General features: G+C 63.7%; 17 protein-coding genes. 6 read left to right on the top strand and 11 right to left on the bottom strand.

Annotated features, from left to right (window positions below; all coding sequences use genetic code 11):
• Nucleotides 1–121: 121 nt before the first annotated feature.
• From KJB29_RS16385 to KJB29_RS16360, 6 genes are all read right to left on the bottom strand, one after another.
• Nucleotides 122–433 carry a hypothetical protein gene (locus tag KJB29_RS16385; protein ID WP_004513589.1) on the bottom strand — a complete coding sequence of 104 codons (312 nt, stop codon included), beginning with the start codon at nt 431–433 and terminating at the stop codon, nt 122–124.
• Entirely contained in the window at nt 430–1,092 is a 663-nt protein-coding gene (locus tag KJB29_RS16380; RefSeq protein ID WP_004513588.1) for a DUF1318 domain-containing protein, read from the bottom strand. Before KJB29_RS16380 ends, KJB29_RS16385 begins: the two co-directional genes overlap by 4 nt.
• An 87-nt stretch (nt 1,093–1,179) precedes the next feature.
• The gene (gene ltaE / locus KJB29_RS16375; protein ID WP_004513587.1) at nt 1,180–2,199 is read right to left on the bottom strand and encodes a low-specificity L-threonine aldolase; all 1,020 of its coding nucleotides are present in this window, start codon (nt 2,197–2,199) and stop codon (nt 1,180–1,182) included.
• 16 nt (nt 2,200–2,215) lie between these two features.
• Nucleotides 2,216–2,698, bottom strand: a complete 483-nt coding sequence (locus KJB29_RS16370) for a DUF3124 domain-containing protein (RefSeq protein WP_004513586.1) — start codon at nt 2,696–2,698, stop codon at nt 2,216–2,218.
• A gap of 17 nt (nt 2,699–2,715) precedes the next feature.
• Nucleotides 2,716–3,204 carry a peptide-methionine (S)-S-oxide reductase MsrA gene (msrA, locus tag KJB29_RS16365; RefSeq protein WP_004513585.1) on the bottom strand — a complete coding sequence of 163 codons (489 nt, stop codon included), beginning with the start codon at nt 3,202–3,204 and terminating at the stop codon, nt 2,716–2,718.
• A 33-nt stretch (nt 3,205–3,237) separates the two neighbouring features.
• Nucleotides 3,238–4,050 (bottom strand): tRNA pseudouridine(65) synthase TruC, encoded by an 813-nt coding sequence (locus KJB29_RS16360; protein ID WP_004513584.1) that lies wholly within the window; start codon nt 4,048–4,050, stop codon nt 3,238–3,240.
• Between the two features lie 123 nt (nt 4,051–4,173).
• Here KJB29_RS16360 and KJB29_RS16355 point away from each other — a divergent pair, with 123 nt between their 5' ends.
• On the top strand, nt 4,174–4,566 hold the full coding sequence (locus KJB29_RS16355; RefSeq protein ID WP_004513583.1) for a PilZ domain-containing protein: 393 nt from the start codon (nt 4,174–4,176) through the stop codon (nt 4,564–4,566).
• 23 nt (nt 4,567–4,589) lie between these two features.
• Here the strand turns inward: KJB29_RS16355 and KJB29_RS16350 are convergent, their stop codons facing one another.
• The gene (locus tag KJB29_RS16350; protein ID WP_011365643.1) at nt 4,590–5,192 is read right to left on the bottom strand and encodes an NUDIX hydrolase; all 603 of its coding nucleotides are present in this window, start codon (nt 5,190–5,192) and stop codon (nt 4,590–4,592) included.
• Nucleotides 5,193–5,297: 105 nt separating this feature from the next.
• Between KJB29_RS16350 and KJB29_RS16345 the strand changes: the two genes are divergently transcribed.
• A complete protein-coding gene (locus KJB29_RS16345) occupies nt 5,298–6,224 on the top strand; it encodes a PLP-dependent cysteine synthase family protein (RefSeq protein WP_004513581.1) in 927 nt (308 codons plus the stop codon).
• Between the two features lie 6 nt (nt 6,225–6,230).
• On the opposite strand, the gene KJB29_RS16340 is transcribed toward KJB29_RS16345, so the two are convergent.
• Nucleotides 6,231–7,031, bottom strand: a complete 801-nt coding sequence (locus KJB29_RS16340) for an alpha/beta fold hydrolase (protein WP_004513580.1) — start codon at nt 7,029–7,031, stop codon at nt 6,231–6,233.
• Nucleotides 7,032–7,061: 30 nt separating this feature from the next.
• Nucleotides 7,062–7,721, bottom strand: a complete 660-nt coding sequence (locus KJB29_RS16335; protein ID WP_004513579.1) for a YceH family protein — start codon at nt 7,719–7,721, stop codon at nt 7,062–7,064.
• A gap of 200 nt (nt 7,722–7,921) precedes the next feature.
• On the opposite strand from KJB29_RS16335, the gene KJB29_RS16330 reads away from it, so the two are divergent.
• The 4 genes from KJB29_RS16330 to KJB29_RS16315 all read left to right on the top strand — a co-directional run bounded on the left by KJB29_RS16330 (nt 7,922) and on the right by KJB29_RS16315 (nt 12,455).
• The gene (locus KJB29_RS16330) at nt 7,922–9,667 is read left to right on the top strand and encodes a DUF4388 domain-containing protein (protein ID WP_004513578.1); all 1,746 of its coding nucleotides are present in this window, start codon (nt 7,922–7,924) and stop codon (nt 9,665–9,667) included.
• A gap of 28 nt (nt 9,668–9,695) precedes the next feature.
• The gene (locus KJB29_RS16325) at nt 9,696–10,766 is read left to right on the top strand and encodes a type IV pilus twitching motility protein PilT (RefSeq protein WP_004513577.1); all 1,071 of its coding nucleotides are present in this window, start codon (nt 9,696–9,698) and stop codon (nt 10,764–10,766) included.
• A 110-nt stretch (nt 10,767–10,876) separates the two neighbouring features.
• A complete protein-coding gene (locus tag KJB29_RS16320) occupies nt 10,877–11,380 on the top strand; it encodes an FKBP-type peptidyl-prolyl cis-trans isomerase (protein WP_004513576.1) in 504 nt (167 codons plus the stop codon).
• A gap of 79 nt (nt 11,381–11,459) precedes the next feature.
• On the top strand, nt 11,460–12,455 hold the full coding sequence (locus KJB29_RS16315) for a tRNA dihydrouridine synthase (RefSeq protein WP_011365642.1): 996 nt from the start codon (nt 11,460–11,462) through the stop codon (nt 12,453–12,455).
• Between the two features lie 504 nt (nt 12,456–12,959).
• Here KJB29_RS16315 and KJB29_RS16310 read toward each other — a convergent pair.
• Nucleotides 12,960–14,213, bottom strand: coding sequence for an MFS transporter (locus tag KJB29_RS16310; protein ID WP_004513574.1), 1,254 nt, complete (start codon nt 14,211–14,213; stop codon nt 12,960–12,962).
• Between the two features lie 27 nt (nt 14,214–14,240).
• Nucleotides 14,241–15,887 (bottom strand): fatty acid--CoA ligase, encoded by a 1,647-nt coding sequence (locus KJB29_RS16305; RefSeq protein WP_004513573.1) that lies wholly within the window; start codon nt 15,885–15,887, stop codon nt 14,241–14,243.
• Between the last annotated feature and the right edge of the window lie 65 nt (nt 15,888–15,952).

Raw genomic sequence — 15,952 nt, 5'->3', positions numbered from 1 at the left:
GTTTTGCGCCGCAAGAGTAAATGGTGCTACATTAAAAGTCAATAACTTATTATTAATTAATGCTCAAAAACTCACATCAATGCAACCAACGCATCGGAATCGTTACACTAACCATTTCGTTTCAATCGTCGTTGCCGTACATCAGGCGGTCGTACATCACTTCGTAATCCCGGAGCTTGTTTTCGAGCTTCTGGAGTTCGGCCGGGGTGTACACGGCCTCACCCCTGGCAATTTCATGCTTCAGACCAGCGATCAGTTCAGTGATGGTCATCTTCCGCGGAGGGCAATCCTCGGATTCGAGGAGACAGCGGTTCTTGGCAGTAGGGGCGGAAGTGGCGGCCGGTTCTTCCTTCGTCAACCAGGGAAAGGAAGAGCACGCAGCGAGCATGAGGGAGAGGGCTCCGAACGGGATAATTAGAACGAATCGGCTCATTTCTGTACCCACTTTCCGTTTTGCAACTGGATCCACCAGCCTGGCCGGGCGGTTTCCTGTTTCGTCTGGGCATAGGTGGCGGCCGCCTTGCCGAGAACCTGTCCCATATTGGCCGGTGTGTCGGGCTTCCCCGCCTGCTTCAGGATTGCCCGAGCCATGCCGGTAATGACGGTCTTGCGGTTGGCGTTCTCCTCGTCCACCGCTCCCTTCAGGCCGGCAATCCGGGAGGGGTCGCGGACCGTGACAAGTCCCTGGTTGGTTTCTCCCACAATGCCGCCGTCACGCAACTGATCGAGGGTCGTGAGCCGTCCTCTCATCTCCTCGTAGGCCTTGACCACCTCGGGCATCCGCGAAAGCTCAACCACCAGGCCGCCGGCCGCATCCTCGGCAGCCCAGGCGGTGGCTGTCACCGCGAGGGGCCATCGCGCTCCCTCGAACCGGCTCTGGGGCTTCTCTGCCGGCGCCGGTTCAGCACCGGCCGGGGGCTGTTCCGGGACGGGCGCCTCCCCCCCCTCCTTCCCCAGGTATTTCTCGTCCAAGGTCTTGAAGGCCTTCTTGACCTCCTTCTCGGGGAAATAGACGTTGACGGTAATGAAGGCACACGAGGCGAGAATCCCCGCAACAACGGCAAGCATCCACACAAAAATTTTCATGGGCATGATCTGACTCCAGAAGGCGTTTTTCGGGGAGGCGACACGTTCAAGTAAACCATAGGAGGCAGCTTTTGCAATGGAAGGAATGAGGCGTCAGGGTCGCCTGAAAAACTCCCCGCAGGCTCCCACTACCCGATCGATGTCGGCAGAGGTCACATCCCGATGGGTGACAAGGCGGATGCGCTCCCGACCGGAGATGAGAACTCCCCTGTCGCAGAGAAAGGTTGCCAGTGCCTCGGCATGATCAGGGGGAAGCGAGAGGAACACCATGTTCGTCTGAACCGAGACGGAGTCACCATCGAGACCGCCGACGGCAGCCAGCCCCTCGGCCAGACGCCGCGCATTGGCGTGGTCCTCGGCGAGGCGCGCCACGTTCTCCGTGAGGGCCACAATTCCCGCGGCGGCCAGGACACCTGCCTGGCGCATGCCGCCGCCGAGGACCTTGCGCCAGCGTCGGGCCTCGGCCACAAACCCCCGACTCCCGCACAAAAGCGACCCCACCGGCGCGCCGAGCCCCTTGGAGAGACAGACCGACACCGATTCGAAATGATCCGTTATCTCCCGGGCTTCCACGTCGAGGGCCACGGCGGCATTGAAGAGCCGCGCCCCGTCCAGGTGGAGGGCGAGGCCACGCTCCCGGGCAAGGGTACGGGCGCGAGCCAGGTAATCGAGGGGGAGAACCCTCCCCGCCTGGGTGTTCTCCAGACAGAGGAGCCGTGTCCGGGCAAAGTGGGGATCGTTGGGCTTGATGGCCGCGGCCACTTTCACGAGGTCAAGGGTTCCGTCGGGTTCCACGTCCACGGGCTGGGGCTGGACCCCGCCGAGGACCGCGGCGCCGCCCCCCTCGAAACGGTAGCAGTGGGCCGTCTGGCCGGCGATGTACTCGTCACCCCGCCCGCAGTGGGTCATGATGGCAAGGAGGTTGGACTGGGTGCCGCTCGTCACGAAGAGGGCCGCCTCGGTGCCGAGCATCCCGGCGGCCAGGGCTTCGAGGCGGTTCACGGTGGGGTCCTCGCCATAGACGTCGTCACCCACCTCGGCTACAGCCATAGCGGCCCGCATGGCCGGGCAGGGCCTGGTGACGGTATCGCTCCGCAGGTCGATGATCTTCATCGTGGCACCTCAATCCTCATTTGGCCTGGGGCCGGATCTCCCGGGCCGGGCTCACGAAGGAGATTCCCTGGCCCGACCGGGCGCCGATCATGACGCTCTCGACAATGGGCTCATTAACCTCCCTGGCCGACTCCCATACCACGATGAAATGGGCGCCGAAACCGCCGCTCGTGTCCCGTTCCTTGAGGTAAAAACTGGTGGAACCCTGGGGAGGAATTTTCAGGGGACCAGCCAGGAAACGCTTCACGAGGCGGCCGTTGGAGTCGTGGTAATCCACCCGGCTTACGGTTATGGGGCTGGCCGGATCAAGGTTGCGAACCCCCAGAGTGGCCGCCAGATTGAAGGGGAGCGCCCGATCACCGGTGTAGACGTGGGAGTAAACCGGCACATAGAGGGTCTGCCCCTTCGCCAGCCGCACCTCGGCGCCGGCGTTTCCCACGCCGCAGACCGCCGCAGCCGCCGCGACGACCATCCCTACAAGCCATCCTCTTGCTGTCATTAATAGCTCCTTTCTCTTCACCAGTTGCAGCTTCCGCCGCCGCGCTTCTCCAGGTACTGCTGATGGTACTCCTCGGCCCACCAGAAGGCGGAGGCGGAAGCAATTTCGGTAACGATTGGCCGGGAGTAGCGGCCGGAACCCCCTTCTTTCTCCATCGAGAGCCGGGCGGCCTGCTCCTGCTCCGGGGTATGAAAAAAGATGACCGAGCGGTAGTTGGTACCGATATCCGGCCCCTGGCGGTTCAGCTGGGTTGGATCGTGGATTGTCCAGAAAATCCGGAGAAGCTCGTCATAGGAGACCCGCGCGGGATCGTAGACCACCTCCACCACCTCCGCATGCCCCGTTTCCTTGGAGCAGACCTCCTCGTAGGTGGGATGGTCCTTCCATCCCCCCATGTACCCGGCGTGAGTGGCTACCACCCCCGACACCCGCCGGAATTCGGCCTCCACGTGCCAGAAGCACCCGGCACCGAAGGTTGCCTTTTCAAGTTCTGGTGTTTCGTCCATGATGTGAACCTCCCTGTCAACACTGTATCGATACTACAACAAAGGTAGCACAGGAGAAATCCGCTGTCTCGTTTGCATCTCCTCCCCAGCCATGCTTTTTCCCTGGGGGCCGAGCCAACGGGAAGGAACGGCAGAGAGCCAGCCGAACCGGGCGAGGAGAGCTGCAAAAGCCCCCTCGACCGGGGCACAGACCGTCAGCGGCGCACCGGTTGCCGGGTGAGGAACGGTAAGCTCAACGGCGTGCAGAAGCATGCGTACCGTCAGAAGCTCTTCCCGAAAGAACCGGTTGTGGCGCCCTTCGCCGTATTTCGTATCGCCAACGATGGGGTGGAAGAGGTGCTTGAGGTGGCGGCGAAGCTGATGACGGCGACCCGTGCGCGGCGAGAGCGACACCAGCGAATAGCGACTCGTGGGATAGCGTCCAACGGCAACAGGAAGCTCCACGTCTGCCAAGCGTCGATAGCCGGTCACTGCCGACTGGGGCGCCCTCTCTCCGGCATTCCCCCGTCCCTGCTCGAAACGATCGGGCTCCTCTGCCAGGGGATGGTCAATCACCCCTTCCTCCGGCATGGTTCCCCGAACCACCGCCAGATACGTCTTGGTCACGCTCCCGGACGCGAAGGCGCCGACGAGGCCCCGGGCGAAAGCTGGATCGAGGGCGAAGAGGAGGACACCTGAGGTGGGTTTGTCGAGTCGGTGAACCGGATAGACGCGCCGCCCCAGAAGGTCACGCACTTCCTGGAGGGCAAACCGGGTCTCGTGCCGGTCTATGGGCGAGCGGTGGACGAGTAGTCCCAGCGGTTTGTGGACTGCCACGAGATGCTCGTCGCGGTAAAGGATTTCCACGGTGGCTCCTGAAGATAGCATCGTTTTTTCCGCGAAAAAAAAACCTGCAAATGAAAAGTATTTGCGTTATAGTTTAGAGGCTTATTGATTCTCAAAAATGACCGATACATGCAGGAGGAAGCCATGGGACAGTTCGAACGGCGGCGGCATCCCCGGGTCCCCTTTTCGGCACCGGCATTCCTGGAGAAGGATTCGCGGATCACTTACGGCGAGGTGCGGGACATCAGCCATCACGGCCTCTTCCTGTCCATGCGGGGAGACTGTGAACCGGGCAAAGAGGCCCTCGTCTCCATCTACTTTCTCAGTGGCACCTCCACCCTCACCATCACCATGCCGGGCCGGATCGTCCGCACCGCCTCCAACGGTATCGGCTTCGCCTCACCCCATCTGGACCCGCTCCAAATCCTCAGCTACGAATCGGTCTTTTCCTTCGGCTACGACCCTCCGCAACTCATGGAAGAATTCCTCGCCCACGCCGACACCCTTGCCCCGGGCAAGGAGGGGATCACCACGTAACCCTCCCGCTCCCCCGTCCCGACCTACGGGACGCCCTCTCCGGTCACGAGCGCAAGGAACTGCATGACCAGCCGGTAGGTGATCCCCCAGAGGGCCGGTTTCCCCTCCGCCGGAAGGATTATGGCCGGCCGCTCGAAGGTTTCGCCACCGAAGCGAACCGTGGCGTCCTTGTGGCGGTCCGGATCGCAAAGATCGGTAAGGGAGACCCAGAAAGCGTCCCTCACCTCCCCCCCCGGCGTCAAGGGGGGATTCCCGATCAAACCATAGACGAAACATGATACCCGGATTGGCAGGTGGGCCCCCGCGACGTCGGCCAGGCGCCCCAGATAATGGGCGGTGGCGAGATCGATGCCGAGTTCCTCCCGGGTCTCCCTCTCCGCGGCACCCCGGGGTCCGGCGTCACCCGGCTCGATTTTACCCCCGGGAAACCCCAGGTCGCCGGACCACGGGTCACCGTCATGGGAGGCCCGCTCTATGAAGAGTACTTCAAGCCCCTCCCTCCCCTCCCGGAGGATGAGCGCCACGGCGGCGGACGTCATCCCCGAAGAGGAAATCTCGACGGGGGGATGGGACGCGAGGCCGGCTGCAATGCCAGGGAATGTCAAGGATGGTCCGTGAAGGCGCATATATTCTTTCCCGCGGGCAATCCCCGCATTCGGGACGGTTGTAATTTCCCGTACATTCCTATAGCATAAGCGGTTATTAACCCACCAGAGCAGAGGACATCGTCCATGGAACATACCCCCTTTTCCCTGTCAGGGAGCATCGGCTCCACCCCCCTCGTGGAGATCAGAAAGCTGAACCCCAACCCGAAGGTGAGAATTCTCGCCAAGCTTGAGGGGAATAATGTGGGGGGCTCGGTCAAGGACCGCCCCGCCCTCTACATGCTTGCCAAGGCCGAGGCTGCCGGGGAACTGTCCCCTGAGAGGACGATCCTGGAGCCCACCTCGGGAAACACCGGCATCGCCATCGCCATGCTCGGCGCGGCCAAGGGGTACCGGGTGAAGCTCGTCATGCCTGCCTGCGTGAGCCTTGAGCGGCGGGCGGTGCTGGAGGCCTACGGCGCCGAACTGGTTCTCTCTCCGGCAGAGGAGGCCACTGACGGCGCCATCCGCCTGGCGCACCGGATTCTCGACGAAGAACCCGACCGCTACTACATGCCCAACCAGTATGCCAACCCCAACAACCCCCTCGCCCACTACGAGACCACCGGTCCGGAGATTTACCGCGGCACCGACGGCACCGTCGACTTTTTCGTGGCCGGGATGGGGACCGGCGGAACCCTCATGGGGGTAAGCCGCTACTTTCGGGAAACCAAGCCGTCCGTGCGCATCGTCGGCGTGGAGCCCCGGCTCGGCCACAAGGTCCAGGGGCTCAAGAACATGCAGGAAGCCATCGTCCCAGCCATCTACAACCCCGCTGCCCTCGACCTGAAGCTCACCGTCCAGGACGAGCCCGCCTTCGATACGGCGCGGGATCTGGCCGTCCGCGAGGGGCTCTTCGTGGGGATGTCCAGCGGCGCGGCCATGGCTGGCGCCATCCGGGTGGCCAAGGATGCCCCGGCCGGAAGCACCATCGTCGTCCTTCTCCCCGACAGAGGGGACCGTTACCTCAGCACGGTGCTCTTCCGGTCCGTCTGCGGCAAATGCCCCCCCTAACAGGAATCACCACGCCCCCAGCCCCTTCAGGAACCCCACCAGGGCATCGTTGAAGGCCCCAGGGTGCTCCAGATTGGCCATGTGCCCCGCCTCGGTTACGATTTCGAGCCGGCAGCCGGGGATGCCGGCGGCTATGGCCCGGGCGGTCTCCGGGGGCGCGGCCCGGTCCCCCTCGGCCCCTATGGCCAGGGACGGTATCCCGACGGTGCCCAGCAGTCCGCTGTAGTCCTTCCGCTCCCGCATGGCGAGGAGCCCCCCCGCAAGCCCCCGCGAGTCGGTCCCCACGATCCACCCCCCAACCTCCTCCACCAGTTTCGGCCGCCCGGTGAGGGACTCCTCGGCGAAGAGAAGCGGCACGAAGGCATCGGCGATGATCTGGGGGCCGAATTTCATGGTTTCCTGGGCCAACTGGAGCCGGCGGGCCTTCGCCGCTTCGTCGTCGGCCGTGGCGCGGGTAGTGATGAAGACGGCCCCCGCGAGCCTTCCGGCATGGCGCTCCACGAGGTTGAAAAGGACGTATCCCCCCATGGACATCCCTCCCACCACCGCCCGATTGATCCCCAGGTAGTCCAGGAGCCCCGCCACGTCATCGGCAAAGAGCTCCATGGAATAGGGGCCTTCAGGGGCATCACTTTCGCCGAATCCCCGCAGATCCAGGGTCACGAGCCGAAAGCCCGCGTCGGTCACCGCCTTGATCTGGGGGTGCCACATGCGGCGGCAGAGGGGAAAACCGTGGACAAGAACCACTGCCGGTCCGCTGCCATGGTCGTCGTAGGCCAGGGTGATGCCGTTGATGATTGTGTTCATGGTGTGCCTCCGTGCCTGGTTTGCCTCCCATTACTCGAACTGGGACCGGAACTCCTCCATCATCCGGCGCAGCTCGGCCACTTCGGCCCGCAGCGCCGTCACCTCCTCCTCCAGCCTCGCCACCCGCTCGTTCTCGGCCCGCACCTGAAGCCGCGCCCCCTCGGGGGGGGCCATGCTCTCCTCTCCCTCCGCCTCGGGCGCTCCCGCCAAGAGGTGCGCATAGCGCTGTTCCTTGCGCCCCGGCTGGCGGGGAAGTCGGGTGACGAGGGGCTCCTCCCGCTCCATGAGCATCCGCAGGACTTCCTCCACCGCCGCCAGGTCGGCAAAGGGGCGCATCCGCTCGGCCCGGGTCCGGAGTTCCCCAACGGTCTGGGGTCCCCGCACGAGGAGCTCCGCCAGGACCGCAAGATCCGGGGGCTCCAGGAGGAACTTCTCGGCCAGGCAGTGGCAGTATTTCATGGCCCGCACCCCCTCGGCCGACTGCCGGGCGAATCCCTTCATGCGGAGCGAGTCCAGGGCCCGGACCACGTCGGCATCCTCCAGGGCCATGACCGGATCCCGGTTCGACTTCTGGTTGCAGGCCGCCGTCAGGGCGTTGAGGGTGAGGGGATAGTACTCGGGGGTTGCCAGCTCCTTCTCGACGAGGCAACCGAGAACGCGGATTTCGCAGGAATTCAGGACGGTTTCCATGGGGGATCTCCTTTCCGGTGGAGCACCGGTCATAATCTGCCCAAACCATACAGGGTCCGGTGGTCCGGGTCAAGAAGGTCGTGGGCTCCCGACGGGAAACAAACTCCACGATTCCCGCCGGTTAGTGCTTGAATGCCGCACCTTTTTCGAGTTTAATAGAATCTTTGCCGAAACCTGCCACGAGAGGAGCGCCGCACGGGATGTCATTCACCGGAGACCTTGAACACCTTTCCATTGTTGACGTCATTCAACTGCTCCATGCGACCCGCAAGTCGGGCGCCCTGACGGTCAAGGGGCGCAAGGGTGAGAGCCAGCTCGTCTTCAGCGACGGCTACATCATCAGCTCGAACCATTACGACAACAGCCTCCGGATCGGCAACATCCTGGTGGAGGCCGGGGTCATCACCGCCGAAACCCTGGCGACGGCTTTGGAGGAGCAGCGGAACGCCGGAGCGAACCGCCGGCCCCTGGTGGCCACCCTGATCGAGGGGGGGCGGGTCCGGAAGGAGGATGCCTACCGGGGTCTGGAGGCCCTCATCGAGCTGACGGTGGTGGAGATCCTCACCTGGAAGCGGGGGACTTTCGACCTGGACGTCTCAAACGTCACGGTCTCCGACGAGTACCGCTATTTCCCCGAAAACCTCCACCAGGAAATCACTCTCCACGCCGAGAACGTCCTGATGGACGCCCTGCGGATTTTCGACGAAAAGATGCGCGACGGGCTTCTGGTGGTGGAAGAGATCACCGACGAGCCCCTGCCCCCAGAAACTTCCGCCGAGGAGGGCGGGTTCGTCATCTCCGCCGACGACCTGGGGCTGGCCGACGTGGACAAGCTGGAAAAGTCGATCCCCAAGGTCTTCGCGGGGCTGGAGGACCGCACTCCCCACCTGAAGATCCAGGAACTGGGCGCCGACCTCTCGGACAAGGAACGGGAGGAGCTCCTGGCATTCCTCGGCAGCTATTCCGGCATGGTGGAAGACCGGGAGGGGACCGTCCCGTCGGTGGTCTTTTTCAGCGCCGACGAACTCATGGCCTACTGCGTAACCACGGCCTGCCGAAAGGACGGAATCTCTGTTCTCGCCACCTCTGACGAACAGGACCTGGACCCGATCATCGACCAACTCCTGACGAAAAAGGCCCTCCCGGTCATCGTCTTCGACACCCCCGACAGCGTCGGCGTGCAGTATTCCCCCCACAAGCTGGAGGGGCTGCGGCTCCTGAAACAGAAGGCCCATCCCCAGATTGCCATGCTGCAGTTGGTCTCCCCGGGGGACTACGTCTTCACCCTCGACTCCCTCAAGGAAGGGGCCAGGGCCGTGTTCCCGCGCCCCGTGCGCGAGGAGCGGGGAGAGACCTTCCTGGAGGACACTCTCCGGTTCCTGGGAGCGCTTCCCGCCTACCTGCGGGCCATGGGGCGCGACCAGGGGAGTACGCCGGCCGCCAGGATCGCCACCAGCGTCGCTGCGCTGCGGGGGCTGGGGGAGCCCCCGGAGATCGCCCTCTCCCTGCTGCAGTCGGTGGCGGGAGAACTCGACCGGGCCCTCACCCTCATCGTCCGCGATACGGAACTGATTGCCGAGCGCTCCATCGGGATCCGCGGCGACCGGCAAGACGGCGCCAGCCCGCCGCTCCGGTTCACGATTCCCCTGGCTCAGCCGTCGCTTTTTACCAAGGTCATTGAAAAAAGAGGTGCATTTTTCGGAAAAACTGACGATGAGATAGTGCGGGGACATCTTTTCGCCGCCATCGGGGCACCGCTTAACCCCACGGTCTTTCTCCTTCCCCTCGAGAGCTTCGGCAAGACCGTCTCCCTCATTTACGGGGACTTCGGCCAAGGGGAGCCGGCCCCGGTCCCGGTGGATTTCCTGGAAATCCTGGCCGGGGAGGCAGGGATCGTGCTGGAAAACGCCGTCTACCGCCGAAAGCGTGAAAAGCCGCACCCCTGATGGAACGAGACGTTAGCGAGGTACTTTCATGGATATGAACCTTCTGAACCAGATACTGGGTATCGCCTTCGAGAAGCGGGTGTCGGATCTCCATTTCGAGGTGGACAATCCCCCCTTCTTCCGGGCCAAGGGGCAACTGCTCCGCTCCAAGCTCCCCCGGCTGACCCCCCAGGACACGGAATTCATCGCCAAAACCGTCCTGGAGCAGAACCGGCGCACTTTCCCCGACAATCTGCGGGAATTGGACGCCTCTTATTCCCTCCCCAACGGCGGCCGCTTCCGGGTCAGCATCTTCCGCCAGCGGGGGGCCATCGGCATCGTCATGCGGGTGATCCCTCCCCATGTGGGGAGCTTCGAGGAACTGAACCTGCCGCCGGTCCTAGGGGAGATCGCCAAGGCCCCCAACGGGCTCGTGCTGGTCACCGGTCCCACCGGCAACGGCAAGTCCACGACCCTTGCCTCCATGCTCCGCCACCTGAACGAGACGTGCTCCTTCAACATCATCACCATCGAGGATCCCATCGAATTCCTCTTCACCTCTGACCGGAGCTGCATCATCCAGCGGGAGGTGGGGATCGACACGGAAAACTTCAGCGCGGCGCTTCGCTCGGCGCTGCGGATGGACCCCGACGTCATCATGGTGGGGGAGATGCGGGACCTGGAGACCATCGACTCCTGCATCAAGGCGGCGGAAACGGGGCACCTGGTCTTCTCCACCCTCCACACCCAGAGCGCCGTCTCCACCATCAACCGGCTCATCGGCCACTTCCCCCCCGACGCCCAGGAGGTCCTGCGCCAGCGCCTGGCCGACATCCTGGTGGCCACGGTGTCGTTGCGGCTCATCAAGGACAAGAGCGGCGAGAACATCCTCCCGGTGGTGGAGATCATGCGGGCCACCACCACCATCCAGGCATGCATCCGCGAGGGGCGCCTCGACGAGATCGAGAAGCACATCGAGAACGGCCGTTCCCTCTACCACATGCAGACCCTGGACCAGCACCTCCTGGAGCTCTGCGAGAAGGAGATCATCACCTTCGATCAGGCCAAGCAGATCACCCGCTCCATGGACCTGGAACGGAAACTGGCCTTCACCGAATGATGGGAGAGGGATAAAGATATTTTCACTGGACTGCAGGGCGCAAGACCGCGTACGATGGCGGAATCGGCCACGGGCCGGATATATCATAAGGGTACGGAAGGACTACATTAATGAAACAGGCACAGAAGGGCGACCGGGTCAAAATAGACTTTACCGGCAAGCTTGAAGATGGAACGGTTTTCGACAGCACCCGTGAAGTGGAATGCTGCGAGAGCGATGATTGCGGCTGCGAATCAGACCACGGCTGCGATGACGACGACTGCAGCTGCGAGGCGGGCCCCATGGAGATCACCATCGGCGGAGGGGAGTTCTTCGAGCAGGTGGAGGAGGCCCTGATCGGCATGGCCCCCGGCGAGAAGAAGACCGTCACGATCCCCGCAGAGGACGCCTTCGGCGAGTACGACGAGGAAAAGGTCTTCACGGTCCCCAAGAGCGACCTCCCGGCGGACCTGGTTCCCGAGGTGGGGCTGGAGTTGGTGCTCGCCAACGACGACGAAGAGGAGATCGGGGTGGCCGTGGTTGAAGTGACCGCCGACAGCGTAACCTTCGACGCCAACCATCCCCTGGCAGGCGAAGATCTTACCTACGAATTCGAGCTGGTGGAGATCCTCTAGGATTTTCCCGAAAAATCGGCGTACGAGAACAGCAAAGGCGGCCCATGGCCGCCTTTGTCGTCTTTCCCCCTTAGCCACTATGCACGACACAACTCCATCACCCGTTACAACTCCACGCACTCCCCTCCCCTGGCCGACCGGCCACACCCCCCTGATGCTGGCCCCCATGCAGGGGCTGACGAACCGCGCCCTGCGTGCCCTGTTCATCAACTGGGTACGGCCCGATGTGGTCTTTACCGAGTTCATGCGGGTCAATCCCGGCGGAGCGCGGCAGCCGATCAGGGCGGGGGATCTGCGGGAGGTGGCCGCCGTGGAGGGGGGCGTCCCCCTGGTGGTACAGCTCATCGGTCACGACCATAAAGCCCTGGTGGCCGCTGCCCGGACGGCTCAGGAGGCCGGGGCAGTCCACATCAACCTTAATCTCGGCTGTCCCTACGGACGGATGACTTCCGGCCTCACCGGCGGAGGGATGCTGCACCGCCCCGAGGCCCTGGAAGAGCTCATCCCAGCCCTGCGGAGGGCCATTGCGGGGACATTTTCCGTCAAGGTCAGGGCAGGCTACGACGACTCCGGGCAGATAATGACCCTCCTCCCCCTGTTCGAGGAGGCGGGGGTCGACTTCCTGGTGCTCCATCCCCGGACGGTTGTGCAGGAATACACCGGCCACGCCGACCATGCCGTTACCGCCGAGGTGGTGCGGCAGACCCGGCTCCCGGTCATCGCCAACGGCGACGTCCGGAGCGCCGCCGACGGTCTGCGGGTCCTGCGGAAAACGGGGGCGACGGGACTCATGCTGGGGAGGGGAGCCATCGCCGACCCCCTGCTGTTCCAGCGGCTCAGGGGCAAGGCGCCGGCCGAACCGACCGGTGAGGAACGGGTGGCAATGCTCAAGCGTTATCTGGGGGAGTTGCTGGAGGGATACGGCGAAATCTTCTGCGGCGACACGCAGATTCTGGGGAAGATCAAGGGAGTCATGGCCACCATGGACGATCCCTTCCTGGCAAAGGGGCTCAAACAGCTCAAGAAAGCGCGGACTGTCGCGGCCTTCGCCTCCACCCTGAGAGACATCCAATGAGAAAAGGAGCAGTTTCCCGCCCCCTTTGGCACAATGTCACATTATACCGGGAAAAAATTTTTTTTACAGTCTGTGCAGGGAATTTTTCCAAAGGTATAGTTGAATCAGGTAGCGCTACCGGCAACAGAAGTGCAACAGACTGTCACCAGAAGGAGGGCCCCGTTATAGAGGTAGCTACTCCCGAACACAATCTGAGGCAGCACGTGGCCGGCTGAAGTACCGAGCCGGCATGACCCTGAAATGGGGAGAACAGAAGTTGAGACAAGAGAGGCCCGCCGAATCATTTGGCGGGCCTTTTCACGTTTACCCAGCCGGTGAGCGCCGTGGGCCATGCGAAGCGAATGTGCCCGAGCGCCAGCCGCTGTAGGCGAAATGGAGCAAAGCCGACCCATCGTGTCTGAGCCCGCAGGGCGAGTTGATGGGGCGGCGCGGAATGAGCCCTACAGCGGCGGTGCGAGCGGCACTTTGAGCGTAGCAGGGGTCACGGCGCTCACCGGCTGGGGCTTACCCCTTCTCCGAATAATCCCGCGCAAAAAAATACGCTACGATGGCAACGGCCAGACCCGCCACGGGGAAGAGGAAGGCGGCATGGTAGGCAGAGGGAGATGCGCCCGCAGCACCGCGCCCGTAGGAACCGACAATCACCCCCATGATCTGCTGGGTCATCGCCGCCCCCATGAGAACGAAGAAGTTGAGGGAGGTGAGGGCCGTCCCCACGATCCGCACGGAGAACATGGAGCGGATGATAGGGTAGATCATGACTCCGCTGGAGACGGCCAGGCCGATGGCGAAGAAGAGGAGCGCCAGGAGCGGGCGGGGAAGCGTCTCGGCCGTACCGAGAAAGCCGGACATGAGAATGAGAAGCACTATCTGCCCTGCCAGAAGGGTTTTCTTGTAGGAGCGGAAGAGCCGGCGGGCCACGGTGTCGACCACCATGCTCCCGGAGATGAACCCCAGGGAGGTGAACATGAGCATCTGGCCGGTGGCGGCCCGGGAGAGGCGCATCACCTCCATGAGGTAGGGGCCGCCCCACAGCCCCTGGAGGGCCAGGTAATTGCCGTACCAGAAGAAGGAGACCCCTCCCAGGAGCCAGAAATGGGGGTTGGAGAAGATCTCTCCCCAGGCATCCAGCATGCCGGCGGGTCTGGCGGCGTCGGCGGCGTCTCCGGGGTCCGCCACCGGCGGGCGATCCTTTACCATGCTAAAAACCAGTACCGTCACCACCGCCTGGAGGATGCCGATTACCAGGAACGAGGAGCGCCAGCCGATGGCGGCCACCGCCAGGGCCAGAGGGGCCGTGGCCGAGAGGTTTCCCAGGTTCCCGATGGCCACCATGAAGCCGGAGACCCGGCCGAATTCCTGCTTGGAAAACCAGTGGCTGAAGATGGTGAAGGTGGCCATGAGCACCGACGCGGTGCCAATGCCGATGAACACCCGGGCCGCCATGGCCATGGCGAGGGTGTCCGCCTGGGAGAAGAGGAGGCCGCCGATGGTGGTCAGCACGCCGCAGCCGCTGATGACGAGCCGGCTCCCCAGCCGGTCGATCATGGGGCCCAGGGGGAGCTGGGCCACGGCATAGACGTAGAAGAGGATCCCCGAGAGGGAGCCCAGTTGCTGGGGGGTGAGCCGCAGTTCCCGGGAGATGTCCCCTGCCACCACCGCCAGGGAGACCCGGTAGAAATAGACGAGAATATACATGAGCGCCAGCACCGAGAAGATCACCCAGCGCTGGCGGCGGATACGGCTGGTATTGCTCATTGGCTCTCCATCCCGCAGCCTTGGGGGCTACAGGTACTTTTCCCGCAGGGCGACCTTGTTGGTCTTGCCCACGCTGGTCTTGTCGATGGCCTCCACGAGGCGGACTCGGGCAAGGACCACCTGCTTGCTGACGACCCCTTTGTCGGCGTACTCCCGCACATGGTGGACCAGTTCCTTCTCCGTCACCCGGCCGGCTTCGCCGGGCTTCGCGACCACCAGGGCCAGGGGGCGCTCCCCCCATTTCTCGTCGGGCTGGCCGATGACCGCCACCTCGGCCACGGCCGGATGGTGGGCGAAGATGTCCTCCAGTTCCAGGGACGAGACCCACTCCCCCGCCACCTTGATGACATCCTTGGTCCGGTCGGTGATCCGCACGTATCCCAACCCATCCCGGACCGCCACGTCGCCGGTGTGGAGATATCCTCCGTCCCAGAGCCGCTCCGAGGCCTTGTGGTCCTTCAGGTACCCCTGGGTGAGCCAGGGGGCCCGAACCACGATCTCGCCGCTGCTCACCCCGTCCCGGGGAAGCTCCCGCAGCTCGCCCCCCGCCACCCGCAGATCCACCAGCGGCAGGGCCTGGCCGGTCTTGCAGCGGATCGTCGCCTGCTCCTCCGGGGAAAGTTCCAGCATCTCCGGCGTGAGATGGGAAAGGGAGAGGATGGGGCAGGTCTCGGACATGCCGTAGCCGGTGAAGACATCGATGCCGCGCCGCAGCGCCTCCAGGCAGAGAGTCCGGGACATGGCCGCGCCGCCGATGATCACCTTCCACCCCGAGAGATCGATACGCTCGGCATGGGGATGCTTCAGGAGCATGTGGAGGATGGTGGGGACGCAGTGGGAAAAGGTCACCTTCTCCCGCTCGATGAGCTCCAGGAGCTGGTCCGGCACGTAGCGCCCCGGATAGACCTGTTTCACCCCCAGCATGGAGGCCACGTAAGGCATCCCCCAGGCGTGAACGTGGAACATGGGGGTTATGGGCATGTAGACGTCGGTGCGGCGGAACGTGCCGTGCCCCACCGCCGTGCTCAAGGCCGTCATGACGCCGAAGGAGTGGAGGACCAGCTGGCGGTGGCTGAAGTAGACCCCCTTGGGCATGCCGGTGGTGCCGGTGGTGTAGAAGGTGGTGGCCCGGGTGTTCTCGTCGAAGTCGGGGAACTCGAATTCCGGCGCTGCTGCCGCCAGGAGCGCCTCGTACTCCCCGAGGAAGGGGATGGCGGTTTCGGGCGCCTTCGCCTCGTCGGTAAGGAGCACGTACCCTTGCACCGCGTCGAGCCGTCCCCGGATCTGCTCCAGGATCGGGAGGAATTCACTGTTCACCAGGAGGAGGTCGTCCTCCGCATGGTCGATGGTGTAGAGGATCTGCTCCGGCGAGAGTCGGACGTTGATGGTATGGAGCACCGCACCGATCATCGGCACGGCAAAGAAGAGTTCCAGGTAGCGGTGGCTGTCCCAGTCCATGACCGCCACGGTGTCGCCGGGCTTCACCCCCAGCCCGGTCAGGACGCTGGCCAGGCGCCGGACCCGCTCCCGAAGGCCGCGGTAGGTGCCGCGGTAGAGATCGCGGTAGACGATCTCCTGGTCCGGGTTGTCCACCACGGGGCAGAAGAGGAGGTTCTTGATCAGCAGCGGATAGTCGTAGGCCGAGGGGGTACGGGGAATGAGGGGGTCGGACATGGGGGCTCCTGGGGCCGGGCAGAAGGCCGAAAATAAATAACAACCTGCCGGGTTATATCATGTTT

It is taken from the genome of Geobacter grbiciae, assembly GCF_018531165.1.
Taxonomy (GTDB): domain Bacteria; phylum Desulfobacterota; class Desulfuromonadia; order Geobacterales; family Geobacteraceae; genus Geobacter; species Geobacter metallireducens.
The sequence above is the reverse complement of the archived record's forward strand: the minus strand, read 5'-3'. Positions and strand labels throughout refer to the sequence as shown.

What these genes read in the sequence shown, in the direction of transcription:
- ltaE (WP_004513587.1), bottom strand. Translation starts at nt 2,199, where the DNA reads ATGAAGATCATCGACCTGCGGAGCGATACCGTCACCAGGCCCTGCCCG.
- KJB29_RS16335 (WP_004513579.1), bottom strand. Translation starts at nt 7,721, where the DNA reads ATGGAAACCGTCCTGAATTCCTGCGAAATCCGCGTTCTCGGTTGCCTC.
- KJB29_RS16355 (WP_004513583.1), top strand. Translation starts at nt 4,174, where the DNA reads ATGGGACAGTTCGAACGGCGGCGGCATCCCCGGGTCCCCTTTTCGGCA.
- KJB29_RS16345 (WP_004513581.1), top strand. Translation starts at nt 5,298, where the DNA reads ATGGAACATACCCCCTTTTCCCTGTCAGGGAGCATCGGCTCCACCCCC.
- KJB29_RS16385 (WP_004513589.1), bottom strand. Translation starts at nt 433, where the DNA reads ATGAGCCGATTCGTTCTAATTATCCCGTTCGGAGCCCTCTCCCTCATG.
- KJB29_RS16380 (WP_004513588.1), bottom strand. Translation starts at nt 1,092, where the DNA reads ATGCCCATGAAAATTTTTGTGTGGATGCTTGCCGTTGTTGCGGGGATT.
- KJB29_RS16340 (WP_004513580.1), bottom strand. Translation starts at nt 7,031, where the DNA reads ATGAACACAATCATCAACGGCATCACCCTGGCCTACGACGACCATGGC.
- KJB29_RS16350 (WP_011365643.1), bottom strand. Translation starts at nt 5,192, where the DNA reads ATGCGCCTTCACGGACCATCCTTGACATTCCCTGGCATTGCAGCCGGC.
- KJB29_RS16320 (WP_004513576.1), top strand. Translation starts at nt 10,877, where the DNA reads ATGAAACAGGCACAGAAGGGCGACCGGGTCAAAATAGACTTTACCGGC.
- KJB29_RS16370 (WP_004513586.1), bottom strand. Translation starts at nt 2,698, where the DNA reads ATGACAGCAAGAGGATGGCTTGTAGGGATGGTCGTCGCGGCGGCTGCG.
- KJB29_RS16315 (WP_011365642.1), top strand. Translation starts at nt 11,460, where the DNA reads ATGCACGACACAACTCCATCACCCGTTACAACTCCACGCACTCCCCTC.
- KJB29_RS16305 (WP_004513573.1), bottom strand. Translation starts at nt 15,887, where the DNA reads ATGTCCGACCCCCTCATTCCCCGTACCCCCTCGGCCTACGACTATCCG.
- msrA (WP_004513585.1), bottom strand. Translation starts at nt 3,204, where the DNA reads ATGGACGAAACACCAGAACTTGAAAAGGCAACCTTCGGTGCCGGGTGC.
- KJB29_RS16325 (WP_004513577.1), top strand. Translation starts at nt 9,696, where the DNA reads ATGGATATGAACCTTCTGAACCAGATACTGGGTATCGCCTTCGAGAAG.
- KJB29_RS16310 (WP_004513574.1), bottom strand. Translation starts at nt 14,213, where the DNA reads ATGAGCAATACCAGCCGTATCCGCCGCCAGCGCTGGGTGATCTTCTCG.
- KJB29_RS16330 (WP_004513578.1), top strand. Translation starts at nt 7,922, where the DNA reads ATGTCATTCACCGGAGACCTTGAACACCTTTCCATTGTTGACGTCATT.